Origin of the sequence: Gordonibacter pamelaeae (assembly GCF_003340385.1) — a bacterium.
GTDB classification, from domain to species: Bacteria; Actinomycetota; Coriobacteriia; order Coriobacteriales; family Eggerthellaceae; genus Gordonibacter; species Gordonibacter pamelaeae.
On record NZ_PPTS01000006.1, the window covers coordinates 178,819 to 195,378 of the forward strand.

The window sequence follows — 16,560 nt, forward strand, 5'->3', positions numbered from 1 at the left end:
CGCCCTCACTCCGCATCCAGCGGCAACCCGGCCTTGACCAGCTTGTCCTTGAACTCGTCTTCGTATTCGGCGTACGTGTGCACGGGCAGGTCGGGGTTCCACGGGTTCACGTGGCGCACCGCGCGGCTGTCGTTGGCCTGGTTGCGCGTGGGCGACAGCACGATGCCGCCGGCGTGCATGAGCTTGCTCCACGGGAAGTACCCGATGAGCACACTCGCCAGGAACAGGTGCACGTAGAAGATGGGGCCTATGCCGGCCACCACCACGGGGTGCAGCGTCACCAGCCCCATGGCCACCTCCTTGACCCCCTCGATGTCTACGCGGAAGAAGTAGCGCATCACGATGCCGGCTATGACCACGCCCAGCAGCAGGAACAGCGGGAAGAAGTCGTTCGGCAACGACAGGTAGCGCACGCGGGGGATCACGACGCGCCGGACGAACAGGAACGTGAGCGCGCTGACGATCAAGAGGTCGGTGAGGTAGAGCGCCGGCAGCCCAATCTGGAAGAACGCGTCGGCGCCTTCGAGGGCCATGATGGCGCCCGGTACCGGCTCCAGGAAGAAGCGCAGGTGGCGCAGCACGATGATCAGCATGGACCAGTGGAACACGAGCGCGCCCAGCCACAGCCACTTCGCCGATCCCACGCCGAGGGCCTCGCCCTGCTTCTCGGTCTTCGTGTTGCGGAACAGCGACCGGAACACCAGCACCTCGAGCAGCATGCGGCCCACGACGCCCGCGAAGGACGAGGGGTTCTCTATCTTGTTCTGCTTGACCCACGGCAGCGACTTCTGCTGGCCGCAGGTGGTGGGGATGCGGAACGGCACGGCCGACTTCCCCCACTTCACGAGGCGGAACACGAACCCGCCCACGAAGCTCGCCAGGGCGAGGTAGGGAACGACGATGCCGAACACGGCGTAGAGGCCCGCATACTGCGTGCCCACCCAGGCCACGGCGGCAAGGGCCAACGTCAAGATCAGGGGGCCGACGATCCTCATACCGCGTCCCCCTCGCGCCGGGCCCTATCGCGGGCCAGCCTTCTGTTCATGAGACCCTCACCTCTCTGCATCTCGTCCAACCTGATCTGGTTCAGCTTCTCCCGAGATTCGACGTACCGGTCGGACGCGTAGCGCCCCAAGGCGTCGATGCGCTCGTCCACCAAGGCGAGCTCGCCGTCGCCGGCTGCGGCGCCCACGGCATCGCGGACAACCTGCTTCAGATCGAGAAGAGGGCGCAACGCATGCGCCTGGTCCGTCTCCTGGACGGCTCGCAGGCGGCACCAGTCGGCCACCGAGGCGGGAATGTCCGCCTCTCCCCCTGCGCCTGCCAACCAGGCGAGCACGTCGCTCGCGCACTCGTCGGCAAGATAGGCGGCGGGATTGGAGAACCGGCCCGCCTTCCCCGCTGCAACGGGGAAGGCGGATGCGGACCCGCCGTCGAAACACGCCCTCCAAGCCTTGAATAGGGAACTTCTCCTCGCGTCGATCTCCCCGTAGACCGTGCCCATGAGCGCGTCTTATTCGGGAGGGGCGACTTTGCCCTTCAGGGCGACGAACGTGGTGGTGATGTAGAGGTATTCGACCTTGTCCTCGAACGCAAGCTCCTTGACAGCCAGGTCGACGGCGGATTTCTCCTCGGAGATCGCCTTGGCTATCTCCTTGCTCTTCGCCTTCTCCACCGTGTCAAGGTAATCGAGAACTTTTTGCTTGATGGCAGGATCTGCAGCACCTTTTTGCATACGAGCCTCCTCCTCGATAGGGCGCGTGCCAAGAAAGGCATACCGGACCGAACCCGTTGCCCTTCCCCACGCAGCTACCAGTAAATCATCCTGTTCGCCACCTGTAAAATAAAAGGTTTTCATCAAGGCATTACGAAACGCGATGACCACCTTCAACCCCTGTTCAACCATCATTTTTGACGCTTTTTGTCCCGCGTTTCGGCAGCCGCCCGCCACCGTGTGCGCTACAATGGCAGGCGCGGGCGCCGAGCCCGCCCATGCCTTGGGGAAAGGGGCGCCATGCCAACGTATCCCGTCTCGCTCGTCCTGCAGGACCGCGCCGCGCTCGTCGTGGGCGGAGGCGCCGTCGCCACCCGGAAGGTCGAAGGGTTGCTGCCCGCCGGAGCGCACGTCACCGTCGTCGCGCCCGAGGTCACGGAAGCCCTGCGCGCGCTCGCCGACGCGGGCCGGTGCGCCTGGCGCGCCAAGGCCTACGACGCTGCCGATCTGAGCGGCGCCGACATCGTGTTCGTGGCCACCGACGACGAGGATGTGAACGCGCGGGCCTACCGCGACGCGTCGGGGGCGCATCTCATGGTGAACGTGGCCGACCGGCCGGAGCTCTGCACGTTCTTCCTCCCCTCGGTGCTGCGCCGGGGCAAGCTGTCCATCGCCGTGTCCACCGAGGGCGCGAGCCCGCTCACAGCGCGCCGGCTGCGCAGGGAGCTGGAGGAGCGCATCCCCGCGGGCTTCGAGACCTACCTCGACCTGCTGGCCGCCTGGCGCCCGCGCGCCATCGCCGCCCTGCCCGACGAGCCCGCCCGCCTCCGCTTCTGGCAGCAGGCCACCGACGGCCGCGTCCAGCGCCTCGTGCAAGCCGCCGACGAAGAGGCCGCCGAGCGCCTCCTAGAAGAGCTGCTGGAAGCCGAGCGGACCGCCTGCGCAACCCTGTAGAGACGGACCTTCGGTCGGTTCAAGTTTCCTTGCATTCGTGTAACGAGTTCCGCCGTTTATAAAAGCACGCCCGCCGGCTCAGCGGCGCAGGGACTCCAGCTGGGGCAGGAACTCCTCCACCAGCGCGGGGTCGGCGGCGGCCAAGAGGTCGGCGGCGGCGAGCAGGCTCGGGTGGAACGTGGGCTCGTCGAGAGCGGCCATGATCAGGTACGAGGCGAACCGGCCGTAGCGCTCGGGCGCGCCGGCCACCACGGCGGCGGCGATTTCCGGCGCCGACCACGCCACGTTGCCGCCCTCCTCGTTCATCTCCCACAGGCTGCGCCGGATGGTCTCCCGGAAGAACTCGGGCATACCCGCCGACCGCTCGCGCGAGAGCATGCGGAAGCACGCGACGGTGCGCGCGTGGTGCGCCGCGTCGGGCGCGCAGGCCAGCCGCTTGAGGAAGCGCTGCACCCGATGCGGGTCCTCGTCGAACAGCGCCAGGATAGCCGTCTCGTCACCGGCCTCGACAAGCGCCCGCACCCCGCTTTTCGTGATGTCGGACACGTTGCACCCTTCCCTCGTGCCCGCCTAGGACGCCGTGCCCGCAGGGGCACCGAGGCCCTTGCGGGACTCCTTCTCCAGCCGCTTCCTCGCTTCCGCCATGCACCAGGTGGTACCGCCATGCTCCGCCACGTAGGCAAGGCGCGCATGCCGCTCGGCAGGATCGGCCAGGCAGCCCGCCGCCTTCAGCGAGAACAGCACGCGATGCGCGGGAAGGGCCTTGGGGTCATCGGCAACCTGGAGGTACCCGGCCGCCGCCTTGGACGGCTTCCCGTTGAGCTCCTTTGACAGCATATCGCGCAGGGCCACGTGCTCGGCAATGTGGGAAGCAGCGTCCTTCGACAGCCCCTCGGCGGGCAGCTCCTTCAAAGCCTTGACCTCGGCAGTGAGGCCCTTGAGGTCGCGCTTGTCCCACGCACAGTACGCCAGAAGGTTGTGGTAGAGGAACTGTCCCTGGGGGTCGGCGTCGTCCTCCAGAGCCCGCATGAGCTTGGCCGCCTCGTTCCATTTGCCCTGCCATCGCAGGGCGTAAGCATAGCTGAACAGCCCGCTGCGCGGGTCGGCGTTCTTCTTGTCCTTCTCGAGCAGGGCAAGCGTCCGACGAGCGCACAGGAGCGGGTCGCAGTCGTCGTCGATGAGGCGCGTGAGCCCCTTGTTCACCGAGCCCCTCATGAACACCCCGAAGAAAACCGCGACGATCATGAGCGGCAGAAGGATGAACGTGCTGATGGCGAACCAGGGGGTGCCCGACATTCCCATGATCATCACGAACAGCGCGAAGGCGGCAACCCCCGCGACGCGCACTCTGATGGTGTATTTGCGACGCACCCATTCGCGCGACTCCGCGTCGGCCTCGTCGCCGAGCACCTCCACGATACGCTCGTAAGCTCTCATCTTGACCCCTTTCCCCTCGCGTCGCCCCTGCGGTGAAAAAACCGCAGGCAGCCCCGTTTTAGCGAGACCGCCTGCGGCTTCAAGCATGAACCTCCGGGGCTAGATCATGCCCCATTTGCGCGTGTACTCGCTGTAGAACGCGTAGTCGTTCTCGCTGATCCCCGCCTCTTCGAGCCGGGGCAGGATGTCCTCGTAGATCATCGTCTCCGTCTCCATCCACACCCCGTCCTTCTTGACGGTGATCTCCCAGTCGTCATGGATGCTGAGCAAAAACTCCATGACGGCCGCGCTGTGCGACATGCACCGGTTCGTGTAGGCCGCGAGCTCGCGAATCGCATCCGGAGTCGCCTCGATCTTCTTGACGGACTTCCAAGGCGATTTCCCCCTCCGGCGCCACTCCCCCGCCTCGAAGAACGGGAGGAAGAAGCAGGCGCTTTGAATGCAGGTATGCTTGACTACGGTTGGCTCGTCCATTGCCTACCCGAGTCCCACGGTCGTCCAGTAGCTGTTCAGGATAATCGTGGAGAACAGGAAGCCGAGCGCCACGTTGACCACGACGCCGCAGGTGAAGGCCGCGAAGGGCTTCCAACCGGTGGCGGCGAGCGCCTTGAAGCGCGTGGTCAGGCCGATGCAGAGGAAGCACAGGATGAACGCCCAGCCGCGCAGGCCCTTGATGGGGCTGAGGACCTGCTTGTCGATGGTGGCCGCAACGTCGGGAGTGCTCGCCAACGTCACGACGGTGATGAGGATGGAGGCGATGAAGAAGCCCACGACGAACTTCGGGAAGCGCTCCCAGATAACGCCGGCGGACGGCTTCTGGCGGGTGCCGTCGGCGCTTTCGCCCTTCTCCCACATGGTGACGGAGATGATGGCCAGGATGAAGGCCCACACGCCCACGAAGATGTCGCGGCCGACGACCTTCATGAGGGTGAACGTGGTGATGGCGCCGTCGCCGAACTGGGCGGCCGCGGCCATGCCGGCGGCGTCCGCGAACTCGGACGTGCCGATCCACGCGCCGGAGGCGCCGTCGGACAAGCCGAGGGCGCGGCAGACGACGGGAAGCAGGAACACCATGATCGTAGCCCAGATAACAACCATCGAGATGGACACCGACACGTGCTCCTTCTTGGCGTTCACGGCAGAGCCGATGGCGATGGAGGCCGACACGCCGCAGATAGAACCGCCGGTGGCCAGCGTCGCCGCGAACGGCTTCTCAAGCTTGAACAGGCGCGAGGCGCAGAAGTAGATCACCAGGAAGGTGGACACGGCGATGATGGTGGCCTGCATGAGGGCAACCGGGCCGGACTGCAGGATCAGCGTGAAGGGGAGCGTGGCGCCCATGAGCACGATGCCGGTCTTCACGTAGAACTCGGTGCGCATGCCGGCTTCGAACCAGTCCGGGATCTTCACGAAGTTGCCGATGATGATGCCCACGATCAGGGCCATGACCGGCGCTTCAAGGCTGAACTGCTTCGCCAGGCTCCAAGCGGAGAGGATCTGGACCAAGATGGCCATCACGTAGAGGAGCGTGAAGCCGCCCAAGAACTTGGGCACGTTCTTGCCCATGATGCCCATGACGATAGAGAAGATGACGGCCAATACGACGTAAAGGATGATCGCGTTCGGGAAGATCCCGGTCACACACGGCAGCAGGCCCGAGAAGTCGCTGTATCCCGCGAACTTGACGTTGAGGGCGCCCAGGATGCCGGACTGCCCGGTTGCCCAAAGGATCAGGGCGACGACGACGATGCCGAGGCCGATCCATACGGCCCACCAGTCCTCCTTCAAATAGAGGCTCTTGAGGCCCCCGCCGTTGGTCTTGGTATTGTTTGTTGACATAATATCCCCTTTTCTTTGTTCGAGCAGCTGCATGCCGCTCGTCCCTCAAACACTCGATCAGCGATAAGCGATGTCGTCGGCTATCGTTGACCAATCCGCGCCGACCGGTTCCGCCGGCCCCGCCGACGCGGATTGAGAGCTCGAAGCGCTAGTACTTGAACGCCGCCGACGTCCTGAACGTCTCACGCGAGAAGATGTAGTCGTCGATGTGCTTGTCGGTGAACGGGATGCCCGACAGGCTGAAGAAACGCTCCCAGCCGATGCGCTCGACCCACTCGCCCAAGCGCTCGCCCCTCCGGGCGTTGGCGATCCAGAGGTCCACGATATGGCGCACCGCCTCGGTGACCTCGGGCCAGCGCGGCGGGTTGTTCGGCAGAAACGGGATGACCATGCGCGAGAAGCTGGGCGCCGTGCGGGCGTTGGACACCTTGCCGCCGATCAGGATGGCCACGCCGTCGTTCTTGGCATCCATGATGTGCATGCCGGGCGACATGGTGTAGCAGTTGCCGCAGTACATGCAGCGCTCCTCCACGATGGTCACGCTCTTGTTCTTCGGGTCGGGGCGGATGGCCGCCGTGGGGCAGCACGCCACCAGGCTCGGAATCTCGGTGCCCTTGCGGATGGCCTCGTGGTCCATGCGCGGCACGGTGCGGTGGATGCCGACGAGCGCGATGTCGCTCACGTGGGCGGCGCCGCACATGTTCAGGCAGCACGCCATGGCGATGCGCAGCTTGTTGGGCAGGTCGTCGCGCTGGAAGTACTCGAACAGGTCGTCCATGACCGCCTTGGTGATGCCCGAGGCGTCGGTCGCGGGCGTGTGGCAGTGCACCCAGCCCTGCGTGTGCACGACGTTGCTGATGGAAGCGCCGGTGCCGCCCACGGGAAGCCCCTGGGCCTCGCACTCGGCGATGAGCGGCTCGACGTTTTGCTCGTCGGATACCAAGAACTCGATGTTGTTGCGGCTGGTGAAGCGCAGGTAGCCGCCGCAGTACTTGTCGGCCAGCGCGCACACGTCGCGGATGAAGTCGACGCACACGAGGCGGGGCGAGGCGCAGCGGACGCTGTACAGCGCCCCGGCCGGGCCCACGTGCTTCAGCACGCCGGGACGCGGCGACTCGTGGTACTCCCACTTGCCGTAGTTCTGCTCCACGATAGGCGGCAGGTTCTTACGGTAGTCCGGAGGTCCATTGTCGATCTTGGGCATGTAACTCACCTCATCTTTCAACGGGAACAATACGGTTCAAGCGCGATCGCGCTAGTCCTCGATCTCGTCCTTCTGCCAGAACACGTAGGGGTTGGCGCGCGGACGGTACACCATCTGGGGAACGGCCGGGATGCCCGTGGCGCGCAGGAACTCGCCCATGCCCAGGCGGTAGATGAGCTCGCCGATGCGCTCGCGCGTCTTGCCGTTCTCGTCCCACCAGTCCCAGATGCGGTCCATCATCTCCTTGAACTCGGTGTAGGGCGGCTCCATCTTCATGAAGGGCACGATGACCCACGACATGAAGGCGGACTTCACGATGGTCGACTTCGCGCCGATCATGATGGTGGCGCCCTTCTCCTTGCCCTGCTTGATAGCCTTGCCCATCACGTTGATGCAGTGCATGCAGCGCGTGCACTCCTCGGCGTTCACCGAGAGCTCTTGGGTGTCCTTGTCGTAGGTCAGGCAGTGCGAGGGGCAGCGGTGGCACACGTCCATCTGGATGTCCAGGCCGTCGGCGGCGTACTTCTTCACCTCGTCCTGGTCGATGATGATGGAGTCGCGCCAGGTGCCGATGATCGAGCAGTCGGCGCGCGCCTGGGCCGCCACGCAGTCGTTCGCGCAGCCGGACATCTTGAACTTGAACTTGTACGGCCACATGGGGCGGTGGATCTCGTCCTGGTACTCGTTCGTCAGGTCGTAGCACATGTCAAGCGTGTCGTAGCAGGCGTGCTCGCAGCGGCCGGGTCCCACGCAGCAGCTCGGCGAGCGCAGGTCGGAGCCGGAGCCGCCCAGGTCGAACCCGCGATCGCTGATGTCGTCGAAGATGGGCTGCAGCTGGTCGGTGTGCGTTCCCAGCAAGATGATGTCGCCGGTGGAGCCGTGCATGTTCGTGAGCCCGCTGCCGCGCTCCTCCCACACGTCGCAGATCTCGCGCAGCATGTCGCTCGTGTAGAACCAGCCGCTGGGCTGGGCCACGCGCACCGTGTGGAACTCGCTGATGTTCGGGAACTCCTCGGGCATGTCGGTGTAGCGGCCGATGACGCCGCCGCCGTAGCCCTTCACGCCCACGATGCCGCCGTGCTTCCAGTGGCCCACCTTGTCCTCGTAGGACTTCTCGAGGAGCCCCAGCAGATCGTCGGCCATGGCGTTCTTCTCGCCCGCGCGCTTGATCTGGGTCACGAAGCTGGGCCACGGACCCTTCTCCAGCTCGTCGAGCTGGGGGGTTTCTCTCTTTTCTGCCATAATTTCCTCCTGTTTTCCGGGGGGTTCGTTGGCACTACAGTTCCATCACGGTGATAGCGCCGGACGGGCATACCGTCGTGCAGGCCTCGCAGCCCATGCAGTCGCACGGGTCGCCTTTGATGGAGGCCTTCTCCCCGTCGAAAGTCAAAATGCCCGCGGGACAGCCGTCAGCGCATGAGTTGCACCCGGTGCACGCCTCCTCGTCAAGAGAAACCATATACATACCAATCACCCCCTTTCCGTTGCGAACTCGTCTTCGAGCTGCACGCACGTACCGCGTGATGCGCTATAGGGCGCGCAAGACGCGCTCGGCCTGCTCCAGCGTGAACGCGATGTCCTGCCCGCTGTGGGCCGTCGAGACGAACGCCGCCTCGAACTGGCTCGGGGCCAAGTAGACCCCCGCCTCCAGCATGGCCCGGTAGTAGCGGGCGAACCTGTCGGCATCGGCGTTGCAGGCGCTCTCGTAGTCGACCACCGGCTCGTCCGTGAAGAAGGCCGAGAACATAGCCCCCACGCGGTTGACCTGAAGCGGCACGCCGCAGTCGCGCGCGATGCCCTCCAGGCCGTCCGCAAGGTCGGCGGCGGCTTTGAAAAGGCTCTCGTAGGTGCCGGGCTCCTGCAGCAGCTTGAGCGTCGCCAAGCCGCCGGCCACGGCAAGCGGGTTGCCCGAGAGGGTGCCCGCCTGGTACACCGGCCCCAGCGGGGCCAGCCCCTGCATGAGGTCGGCGCGCCCGCCGAAGGCCGCAAGCGGCAGGCCGCCGCCGATGACCTTCCCCAGGCACACGAGGTCGGGCAGCACGCCGTAGTAGCGCGAGGCGCCGCCGTAGTCCACGCGGAAGCCCGTCATGACCTCGTCGAATATGAGCACGGTGCCCTGCTCGAGCGTGAGCGCGCGCAAATCGAGCAGGAATCCGGGGTCGGGCGGGACCACGCCCATGTTGCCGGCGACCGGCTCCACGATGACGGCGGCGATGCGCTCGCGGTACTCCTCGAACAGCGCGGCCACGCTTTCGCTGTCGTTGTAGCGCGCCACGAGCGTCTTCTCGGCCACGTCCTTCGGCACGCCGGCCGAGCTGGGACGCCCGTTGGTGAGCGCGCCGCTGCCGGCCTTCACCAGCAGGCCGTCCGAGTGGCCGTGGTAGCAGCCCTCGAACTTCACGATGTAGTCGCGCCCGGTGGCGCCGCGCGCCAGGCGCAGGGCGCTCATGGTAGCCTCGGTTCCCGAGTTGACGAACCGAACCATCTCCACGGCATCGTACGCGCGGCGGATCTCCTCGGCCAACGCCGTCTCGGCCTCGGTGGGCGCGCCGAAGGACGACCCCTGCTGCGCTGCGCGGCACAAGGCCTCCACCACGGCGGGATGCGCATGGCCGCAGATGAGCGGGCCCCATGAGCCCACGTAGTCCACGTAGCCGTTCCCGTCCACGTCCCAGACGTGCGAGCCCTCGCCGCGCGCCAGGAACACCGGGTTGCGCCCCACCGCGCGCGCGGCGCGCACGGGCGAGTCGACCCCTCCCGGTATCACCCGGCAGGCAATGCGGAACGCTTCCTCGCTTCTCGTCGTGTCGAGCATGCCCGGCACACCTCCTTCTTTTCCGCGCCGGCCGTCTTGCCGGCTCGGTCGGTCACATCGATTCGTGCAGCCACCCGGCAACGTCGAGGGCGTGGTACGTGATGAGCAGGTCGGCGCCCGCGCGCTTGCAGCCCACGAGCGCCTCCATGACCACGCGGCGCTCGTCGATCCACCCCTGCGCGGCCGCGGCCTTCACCATGGCGTACTCGCCGCTCACGCAGTAGGCGGCCACGGGCAGGCCGCAGGCCTGCTTCGTGCGGTACAGCACGTCGCCGTAGGCCAGGGCCGGCTTCACGATGACGAGGTCCGCGCCCTCCTCCACGTCGAGCATGACCTCGCGCAGGGCCTCGTCGCCGTTCGCCGGGTCCATCTGGTAGCTCTTGCGGTCGCCGAACTGCGGCGCCGAGTCGGCCGCCTCGCGAAACGGCCCGTAGAAGGCGGAGGCGAACTTCGCGGCGTAGGACATGACGGCCACGTGCTCGAAGCCGTTCTCGTCGAGCGCGTCGCGGATGGCGCCCACGCGGCCGTCCATCATGTCGGACGGCGCCACGATGTCGGCGCCCGCCCGGGCATGGGACACGGCCGTGGCGGCCAAGAGCGCAACCGACTCGTCGTTGAGCACGCGCTCGCCGTCCACCAGGCCGCAGTGGCCATGGTCGGTGTACTCGCACAGGCACACGTCGGTGATGACGGTGAGCGCGGGCTGGCGCTCCTTGGCAAGGGCCACGGCCTGCTGCACGATGCCGTCTTCGGCATAGGCCTGCGTGCCACGCGCGTCCTTGAAGGCCGGCAGCCCGAACAGGAGGATGGCGGGAATGCCCTTGCCCGCCACCTCGTCGAGCACCGGCCCGAGCCGGTCGAGGGAGTAGTGGAACACGCCGGGCATGGAGGGCACGGGCTCCTGCTTTCCCGTGCCGCTGCATACGAACAGCGGGTAGACCAGGTCGTCCACGCGCACATGGTGCTCGCGCACCATGGCGCGCAGGCCGGCCGTCTCCCGCAGGCGGCGGGGGCGCTTGCGCATCTTCATAGGAGCTCTCCTTCTTGCGTATCGACGAGCGCGGCCACGAGGCCCGCGATGGTGTACTCGACCGCCTGGGCGCGGGGCTCGAGGCCGGCCGCGCGCAGCGTCTCCGTGGTCACGGGACCGATGGAGTACAGGTCGGCCCCCTCGAGCAGCGACGGGCCGCCCAGGCAGGCCAGCAGGTTCGTCACCGTGGACGAGCTGGTGAACGTGACGGCGTCCACGTCGCCCGCGCGCAGGGCGGCCGCGAGCGCTTCCGCGCCCTCCGCAACCGCGCGCGTGCGGTACGCCGCCACGTCGCTCACCTGCGCCCCCTGCTCCTCGAGCGCCCGGGGCAGCACGTCGCGGGCCTCCTCGGCGCGGGCGATGAGCACGCGGTCCCCCGCGCGCACCTTGCCCGCCAGCAGCCCTGCGAGGCCCTCGGCGCAGAACTCCCGCGCCACGTGGACCTGCGTGATGCCGTAGGCCGCGAGAGCCGCCTGGGTCCCCGTGCCGATGGCCGCCACCTCGGCGCCGGCCAGGCAGCGCGCGTCGAGGCGCTGGGCCGCGGCCTCGGCGAAGAAGGCGTCGACGCCGTTCGCGCTCGTGAGCACGACCCATCGGTACGCCTCGATGCCGGCCACCGCCTCGGCGAGCGGCTGCGGGTCGGTCGGAGGGGCAATCTCGATGGCCGGGAACTCGAGGACCTGCGCGCCGCGCTCCTCGAGCGCGGACGCGAGGGCCGACGCCTGGTGGCGGGCCCGCGTGACCACGACGGTCTTGCCGAACAGCGGCTTGCGCTCCGCCCAGGACAGGCGCTCGCGCAACGCGGCCACCTGCCCCACCACGATGACTGCCGGGTTCTCGATGCCCTCCTCGCCCACGCGCTCCTCGAGGGCGGCGAGCGGGGCGCGCACCGTGCGCTGCATCGGCCAGGTGCCGTAGCGCACGACGGCCGCGGGGGTGGCGGGGTCCATGCCGTGCCCCACGAGGTTGTCCACGATGCGCGGCAGGTTCTCCATGCCCATGAGGAACACGAGCGTGCCCTTGAGGCGCGCCACCTGCCCCCAGGGGATGGCCGAGACGCCCTTGCCATCGCGCTCGTGGCCCGTGATCACGGTGAACGACGAGGCCGCGTCGCGATGCGTCACCGGGATGCCCGCGTAGGCGGGGGCGGCGATGGCCGACGTCACGCCGGGCACCACCTCGTAGGACAGGCCGTGGGCGCGCAGCTCCTCCGCCTCCTCGCCGCCGCGCCCGAACACGAACGGGTCGCCGCCCTTCAGGCGCACGACCACGTTGCCGGCCAGCGCCTTCTTTACCAGCAGGGCGTTGATCTTGTGCTGGGGCAGCGTGTGGTGGTCGGGGGTCTTGCCCACGTAGACGAGCTCGCAGTCCGGCCGGGCGTAGCCGAGCAGGCGCGGCGACACCAGCCGGTCGTACACGAGCACGTCGGCGCGCTCGATGGCCGCGCGGCCCTTGAGCGTGAGCAAGCCGGGGTCGCCGGGTCCGGCACCCACGAGGTATACCTGGGTCTCTCCCTTCGAATGCGCCATGTCACACCCCCGACCGATCGGCGTGCGCCGGCAGAATGCCCGCCGCGCCCTGCGCGAGCGCGTCCTCGGCGGCCTCGCGGCCCACGCGCTCGGGCTGCGTGCCCGTGCGCTCCACGCGCACCATGCTCCCGCCGTCCAGGCTGCACACCATGCCCGAGAGCCTGACCACGTCGCCGGTGCACGCGGCCAGCGCGCCGATGGGCGTCTGGCAGCCGCCCTCGAGCGCCGCCAGGAAGCTGCGCTCGGCACGCGCCGCGCGCTCGGACTCCGCATGGTTCACGGCCCGCACGAGCGCGGCGGCGTCGTCGCGGCCCGCGGCCACCTCCACCGCGATGATGCCCTGGCCCGCAGCCGGCATGACCACGTCGGGGGCCAGGTACTCGGTGATGCGGTCGCTCCATCCCAAGCGCTCCACCCCCGCCACGGCCAGGATGATGCCGGCCATGCCCTCGTCCTCCTGCAGCTTGCGCCAGCGGGTGGCCAGGTTCCCGCGGATGCTCACGCACTCCACGTCGGGGCGCACGCGGTACACCTGCGCGGCCCGGCGCAGGCTCGAGGTGCCGATGCGCGCGCCCTCGGGCAGATCGGCCAGCACGAGGCCGTCCTTGCCGAGGAACGCGTCGCGCGGGTCATGGCGCAGGCAGTACGCACCTATCTCGAAACCCTCCGGCAGCTCGGTGGGCAGGTCCTTCAGGCTGTGCACGGCCAAATCGATGGTCCCGTCGCGCAGGCCCTCCTCGATCTCGGCCGTGAACACGCCTTTTCCGTCCACAAGCGGAAGGGGGGTCGCCAGGTCGCGGTCGCCCGCCGTGTCCGTCTCAGCCAGCTCGACCTCCAGGCCGGGATGCGCCTCGATCAGGCGCTCGCGCACCCACTTCGCCTGCCACAGCGCCAACTCGCTCTTTCTTGTACCTATGACCAGGCGCTTCATCGCGAACCTCCCGTCAGCGCGCCCCCAGGGCCCGCTCCCGTCTCCGCAGGCGCCGGCGCATCCGCGCGCGCGGGCATCTCCGCAGACGCAGGCCCCTCCTCGGGCTCGAGGTGGAACAGCTCCTGCAGCATGGCGGCGTACGCGCGGCTCTTCTCGGAACCCGCCATGGCGTTCAGCGATGCCACGGGCTCGTGCACCAGCTGATGGGCGATGGACGTGGCCAGGCACTGCACGGCCTGCTTCTGGCTGGGCGTGAGGCCCGAGAGCTTGCCCATGGCGCGCTCCAGCTTGTCGGCCTTAATGCGGTCGGCCTGGCGGTAGAGCGCGTCGATCGTGGGGATGTACTCCAGCGAGCGCTGCCAGCGCTCGAAGTCGGCCGCCACCTCGTCGATGAGCTGGGCGGCCGTCTTGGCCGCACGCAGGCGCTCGTTCTGGTGGCGGTTGGCCACGTCGCGCAGCTCGTTGATGTCGTAGCAGCTCACGTTGGGGATGTCGCGCACCGCCGGGTCGATGTCGCGCGGAAGGGCCATGTCGATGCACAGCAGCGGCCGCTCGGCGCGGCGCTCCATGATCGCGGCCAGGCGCTCGCGCCCCACCAGGCAGCTCTTCGCCGCCGTGGCCGAGAACACCACGTCGGCCTGCTCCAGGCAGGCGTCCATCTCGTCGAGGGAGCAGGCGCCGAAGCCGTACTGGCCGGCCAGCCGCTGCGCCTTTTCCAGCGAGCGGTTCGACACCATGGCCACCGACACGTCCTGCGCCACGAGGTACTTCATGGTCAGCTCGCTCATCTCGCCCGCGCCCAGGATGAGCACCCGCTTGTCCGCGATGCCGCCCAGCTCCCGCGCGGCCAACTCCACGGCAATGCGCCCGATGGAGGTGGAGTAGCGGCTGATGCGCGTCTCGGAGCGCACCTTCTTGCCCAGCGACAGCGCGCGCTGGAACCACACGTTGACCATCTTGTCGTTTGCCCCCGCCTTGCAGGAGGCCCGGTAGGCACGCGACACCTGGCCGGCTATCTCCGTCTCGCCCACGATGAGCGAGTCTAGGCCGCACACGACCTCGAACAGGTGGCGCACGGCGCGCCCGTCCGTGAAGGCGTACAAAAGCTCGCGGAACTGCCGCGCCGGGGCCGCATCGGCCGCGCCCCCCTGGCCCAGGATGAAGTCGCGCACCCGGGCGACGCCCTCGTCGGCGTCCTCGCACACGCCGTAGAACTCCAGGCGGTTGCACGTGCTCAGCACCACGGCGCCGGCCAGCCCGGCGGCCGCCTTCACATCCTGCACGCACAGCTCGTTTTGCGAGTGGTGCACGCTCAGCTGCTCAAGAATCTCAAGGGGTGCGCGCTTGATGCTCAGCCCCACGACGATGGTATGCATAGTCCCGCTCCCGTCTCATCCCCCAGCCGCCCGCTCCCCAGCAGACGCGCGTGAAACCCGGTCAACCCCGGGGCCGCGCGCCTTCCGCACGGCCCCGGGCAGCGCCTACTCCGCTTCCAGGAACTCGAAGTAGGGCCGATCCATGCTCGCCAAGCCGTTGACCATGAGCTCGACGATGCCGCCGTACTGCACGTTGTAGCGCGCAGTGGCCTTGTACGCCTGAAGGAGGTCGCGTATCGTGCCCTTGCAGTTGGAGCACGGCGCGCAGACGTACTTCACTATGTCGGGATTCTCCATCTCGTCCGCAAACGCGTTGAGTATCTGGGCGAACTTCATGCGCCCGCTCACCTTCGTGCGGAAGTCGCCGAAGTTGTAGGAGTTCATGATGGCGAACCCGCTGCCGCCTCCGCAGCAGTAGTTGTCCACCCCGTGGGGCGTCATCTCGCGGAATTGCGGCGCTATCTTGCGCAGGATCTCGCGCTGGGGCTCCACGATGCCCATCTGGCGCACGATGTTGCACGGATCGTGCAGCGTGACGGGGAAGTCGTTCTTCGAAGGGTCGAACTTCAGGCGCCCGTTGCGCACGAACTCGGCCATCATGGGAAGGAAGCTCTCCACGGGCACGCCGCGCTCCTCGCTGTCGGCCATGCGGTCGGCGCCCACGACGGCCGCCTTGTGGGCATGGCCGCACTCGCCGATGACGATGCGCTTCACGCCCAGCTTCCTGGCCGCCTCGAACTGCGCCATGGCCACGTTCTTGGCCTGCACGTCGTCGTACCAGATGCCGTAGTTCACGCTGTCGTAGCCCACCACGTCGGTGCTGAGCGTCCAGTCGACGCCCGCCTCGTCGAGCAGGATGGCGAAGGCCGCCGGGTTCTCGGGCCAGGCCATGAACTCGCCCGCGTTGTGGAAGAGCAGCACGTCGGCGCCCTTCTTGTCGAGCGGGAACTTTATCTTGCGGCCCGTGCGCTCGTAGGTGTCCTCCTCGATGAACTCCAACGTGTCCAACAGGGCCGGCCTCGTGAGGCCCGTGGAGGAGCCCGTCTTCAGCTGCAGCTGCGTGCCCTTCGCGTGCACGGGCGTGGGGGCCAGGCCCATCTCCATGCTGAATATCTTGCGGATCTCGCGGGCCGCCATGCCGTTGTCCAGCCCCATCGGGCAAACCTGCGCGCAGCGGCGGCACAGGTTGCAGCGATAGGCCGACTCGCCCAGCCGCGCGATGGTCTCCCAGTCCAGGTCGATGTCCGCCCCGGTGAGGGAACCGAGCAGCTTGCCGGAGCGGGTGAAGTACTTCTTGTACAGCTTGCGCAGCACGTCCACGCGGAAGATGGGGCGGTAGATCTCGTCGCCGTTCGCCGCCTTGTACACATGGCACGCCTCCGAGCATGTGTTGCACTTCGCGCAGTACTCCATCGTCAAGCTGAGCGGCTGCAGGTACTTGTTGTTGGCGTCCAGGAACAGCTTCTCCAGGCCCTTGAGGAACTTTACCTTGAGCTCGTCCTCCTCTTCCTGCGTCTCGGGGCGCTTCATGGTGTCGATGGCGCAGAAGCCGTCGAGCGAGCAGCAGTTCGTCTCGGCCCATTCGGGCTTCGGGTCCTTGAAGGCGGGCTCCAGGCCGTTCTTGTCGTACGGCGCGGGCAGGGGCGCCAAGTCGTCGAGGGCGCTCAGCAGGCCCTCCCGCCTTGAGATGTCCGTGGTCCGCACGTTCTTGTATTCCATGGCCATGACCGC

At 67.6% G+C, this 16,560-nt stretch carries 17 protein-coding genes; 1 reads left to right on the forward strand and 16 read right to left on the reverse strand.

All coding sequences use genetic code 11. The features are described from left to right. Positions 1 to 5: 5 nt before the first annotated feature. The 3 genes from dsrM to C1877_RS15500 are packed head-to-tail and all read right to left on the reverse strand — an operon-like array spanning position 6 to position 1,909. Positions 6 to 995 carry a sulfate reduction electron transfer complex DsrMKJOP subunit DsrM gene (gene dsrM, locus C1877_RS10635; protein ID WP_114569140.1) on the reverse strand — a complete coding sequence of 330 codons (990 nt, stop codon included), beginning with the start codon at positions 993 to 995 and terminating at the stop codon, positions 6 to 8. Then, the gene (locus tag C1877_RS10640) at positions 992 to 1,504 is read right to left on the reverse strand and encodes a hypothetical protein (RefSeq protein ID WP_114569141.1); all 513 of its coding nucleotides are present in this window, start codon (positions 1,502 to 1,504) and stop codon (positions 992 to 994) included. Before C1877_RS10640 ends, dsrM begins: the two co-directional genes overlap by 4 nt. 9 nt (positions 1,505 to 1,513) lie before the next feature. Continuing rightward, positions 1,514 to 1,909, reverse strand: coding sequence for a hypothetical protein (locus tag C1877_RS15500; protein WP_220149913.1), 396 nt, complete (start codon positions 1,907 to 1,909; stop codon positions 1,514 to 1,516). A 105-nt stretch (positions 1,910 to 2,014) separates the two neighbouring features. Between C1877_RS15500 and C1877_RS10650 the strand changes: the two genes are divergently transcribed. Beyond that, on the forward strand, positions 2,015 to 2,668 hold the full coding sequence (locus C1877_RS10650; RefSeq protein ID WP_015539524.1) for a precorrin-2 dehydrogenase/sirohydrochlorin ferrochelatase family protein: 654 nt from the start codon (positions 2,015 to 2,017) through the stop codon (positions 2,666 to 2,668). A gap of 78 nt (positions 2,669 to 2,746) precedes the next feature. On the opposite strand, the gene C1877_RS10655 is transcribed toward C1877_RS10650, so the two are convergent. From C1877_RS10655 to C1877_RS10715, 13 genes are all read right to left on the reverse strand, one after another. Then, a complete protein-coding gene (locus C1877_RS10655) occupies positions 2,747 to 3,214 on the reverse strand; it encodes a hypothetical protein (protein WP_049784068.1) in 468 nt (155 codons plus the stop codon). A gap of 24 nt (positions 3,215 to 3,238) precedes the next feature. Further along, complete coding sequence (locus tag C1877_RS10660) at positions 3,239 to 4,105, reverse strand: hypothetical protein (protein WP_015539523.1); 867 nt, start codon at positions 4,103 to 4,105, stop codon at positions 3,239 to 3,241. Between the two features lie 99 nt (positions 4,106 to 4,204). After that, positions 4,205 to 4,579 (reverse strand): hypothetical protein, encoded by a 375-nt coding sequence (locus C1877_RS10665; RefSeq protein WP_114569142.1) that lies wholly within the window; start codon positions 4,577 to 4,579, stop codon positions 4,205 to 4,207. Between the two features lie 3 nt (positions 4,580 to 4,582). Beyond that, positions 4,583 to 5,944, reverse strand: coding sequence for a YeiH family protein (locus tag C1877_RS10670; RefSeq protein WP_015539521.1), 1,362 nt, complete (start codon positions 5,942 to 5,944; stop codon positions 4,583 to 4,585). Between the two features lie 148 nt (positions 5,945 to 6,092). Beyond that, the gene (gene dsrB, locus C1877_RS10675; RefSeq protein ID WP_015539520.1) at positions 6,093 to 7,148 is read right to left on the reverse strand and encodes a dissimilatory-type sulfite reductase subunit beta; all 1,056 of its coding nucleotides are present in this window, start codon (positions 7,146 to 7,148) and stop codon (positions 6,093 to 6,095) included. Between the two features lie 51 nt (positions 7,149 to 7,199). After that, complete coding sequence (gene dsrA / locus C1877_RS10680; protein WP_114569143.1) at positions 7,200 to 8,390, reverse strand: dissimilatory-type sulfite reductase subunit alpha; 1,191 nt, start codon at positions 8,388 to 8,390, stop codon at positions 7,200 to 7,202. A gap of 34 nt (positions 8,391 to 8,424) precedes the next feature. Further along, entirely contained in the window at positions 8,425 to 8,613 is a 189-nt protein-coding gene (locus C1877_RS10685; RefSeq protein ID WP_015539517.1) for a 4Fe-4S binding protein, read from the reverse strand. Between the two features lie 63 nt (positions 8,614 to 8,676). Continuing rightward, positions 8,677 to 9,963 carry a glutamate-1-semialdehyde 2,1-aminomutase gene (hemL, locus tag C1877_RS10690; protein ID WP_015539516.1) on the reverse strand — a complete coding sequence of 429 codons (1,287 nt, stop codon included), beginning with the start codon at positions 9,961 to 9,963 and terminating at the stop codon, positions 8,677 to 8,679. Between the two features lie 52 nt (positions 9,964 to 10,015). After that, positions 10,016 to 10,993: a porphobilinogen synthase gene (hemB, locus tag C1877_RS10695; RefSeq protein WP_015539515.1), complete on the reverse strand. Its 978-nt coding sequence runs from the start codon at positions 10,991 to 10,993 to the stop codon at positions 10,016 to 10,018. Further along, the gene (cobA, locus tag C1877_RS10700; RefSeq protein ID WP_114569144.1) at positions 10,990 to 12,522 is read right to left on the reverse strand and encodes a uroporphyrinogen-III C-methyltransferase; all 1,533 of its coding nucleotides are present in this window, start codon (positions 12,520 to 12,522) and stop codon (positions 10,990 to 10,992) included. Before cobA ends, hemB begins: the two co-directional genes overlap by 4 nt. A gap of 1 nt (position 12,523) precedes the next feature. Further along, a complete protein-coding gene (gene hemC / locus C1877_RS10705; protein ID WP_114569145.1) occupies positions 12,524 to 13,453 on the reverse strand; it encodes a hydroxymethylbilane synthase in 930 nt (309 codons plus the stop codon). After that, positions 13,450 to 14,829, reverse strand: coding sequence for a glutamyl-tRNA reductase (gene hemA, locus C1877_RS10710; RefSeq protein WP_114569146.1), 1,380 nt, complete (start codon positions 14,827 to 14,829; stop codon positions 13,450 to 13,452). Before hemA ends, hemC begins: the two co-directional genes overlap by 4 nt. A gap of 105 nt (positions 14,830 to 14,934) precedes the next feature. Then, positions 14,935 to 16,554, reverse strand: coding sequence for a (Fe-S)-binding protein (locus C1877_RS10715; RefSeq protein WP_015539513.1), 1,620 nt, complete (start codon positions 16,552 to 16,554; stop codon positions 14,935 to 14,937). Positions 16,555 to 16,560: the final 6 nt, after the last annotated feature.

What these genes read in the sequence shown, in the direction of transcription:
- dsrM (WP_114569140.1), bottom strand. Translation starts at nt 995, where the DNA reads ATGAGGATCGTCGGCCCCCTGATCTTGACGTTGGCCCTTGCCGCCGTG.
- C1877_RS10640 (WP_114569141.1), bottom strand. Translation starts at nt 1,504, where the DNA reads ATGGGCACGGTCTACGGGGAGATCGACGCGAGGAGAAGTTCCCTATTC.
- C1877_RS15500 (WP_220149913.1), bottom strand. Translation starts at nt 1,909, where the DNA reads ATGATGGTTGAACAGGGGTTGAAGGTGGTCATCGCGTTTCGTAATGCC.
- C1877_RS10650 (WP_015539524.1), top strand. Translation starts at nt 2,015, where the DNA reads ATGCCAACGTATCCCGTCTCGCTCGTCCTGCAGGACCGCGCCGCGCTC.
- C1877_RS10660 (WP_015539523.1), bottom strand. Translation starts at nt 4,105, where the DNA reads ATGAGAGCTTACGAGCGTATCGTGGAGGTGCTCGGCGACGAGGCCGAC.
- C1877_RS10665 (WP_114569142.1), bottom strand. Translation starts at nt 4,579, where the DNA reads ATGGACGAGCCAACCGTAGTCAAGCATACCTGCATTCAAAGCGCCTGC.
- C1877_RS10670 (WP_015539521.1), bottom strand. Translation starts at nt 5,944, where the DNA reads ATGTCAACAAACAATACCAAGACCAACGGCGGGGGCCTCAAGAGCCTC.
- dsrB (WP_015539520.1), bottom strand. Translation starts at nt 7,148, where the DNA reads ATGCCCAAGATCGACAATGGACCTCCGGACTACCGTAAGAACCTGCCG.
- dsrA (WP_114569143.1), bottom strand. Translation starts at nt 8,390, where the DNA reads ATGGCAGAAAAGAGAGAAACCCCCCAGCTCGACGAGCTGGAGAAGGGT.
- C1877_RS10685 (WP_015539517.1), bottom strand. Translation starts at nt 8,613, where the DNA reads ATGTATATGGTTTCTCTTGACGAGGAGGCGTGCACCGGGTGCAACTCA.
- hemL (WP_015539516.1), bottom strand. Translation starts at nt 9,963, where the DNA reads ATGCTCGACACGACGAGAAGCGAGGAAGCGTTCCGCATTGCCTGCCGG.
- hemB (WP_015539515.1), bottom strand. Translation starts at nt 10,993, where the DNA reads ATGAAGATGCGCAAGCGCCCCCGCCGCCTGCGGGAGACGGCCGGCCTG.
- cobA (WP_114569144.1), bottom strand. Translation starts at nt 12,522, where the DNA reads ATGGCGCATTCGAAGGGAGAGACCCAGGTATACCTCGTGGGTGCCGGA.
- hemC (WP_114569145.1), bottom strand. Translation starts at nt 13,453, where the DNA reads ATGAAGCGCCTGGTCATAGGTACAAGAAAGAGCGAGTTGGCGCTGTGG.
- hemA (WP_114569146.1), bottom strand. Translation starts at nt 14,829, where the DNA reads ATGCATACCATCGTCGTGGGGCTGAGCATCAAGCGCGCACCCCTTGAG.
- C1877_RS10715 (WP_015539513.1), bottom strand. Translation starts at nt 16,554, where the DNA reads ATGGCCATGGAATACAAGAACGTGCGGACCACGGACATCTCAAGGCGG.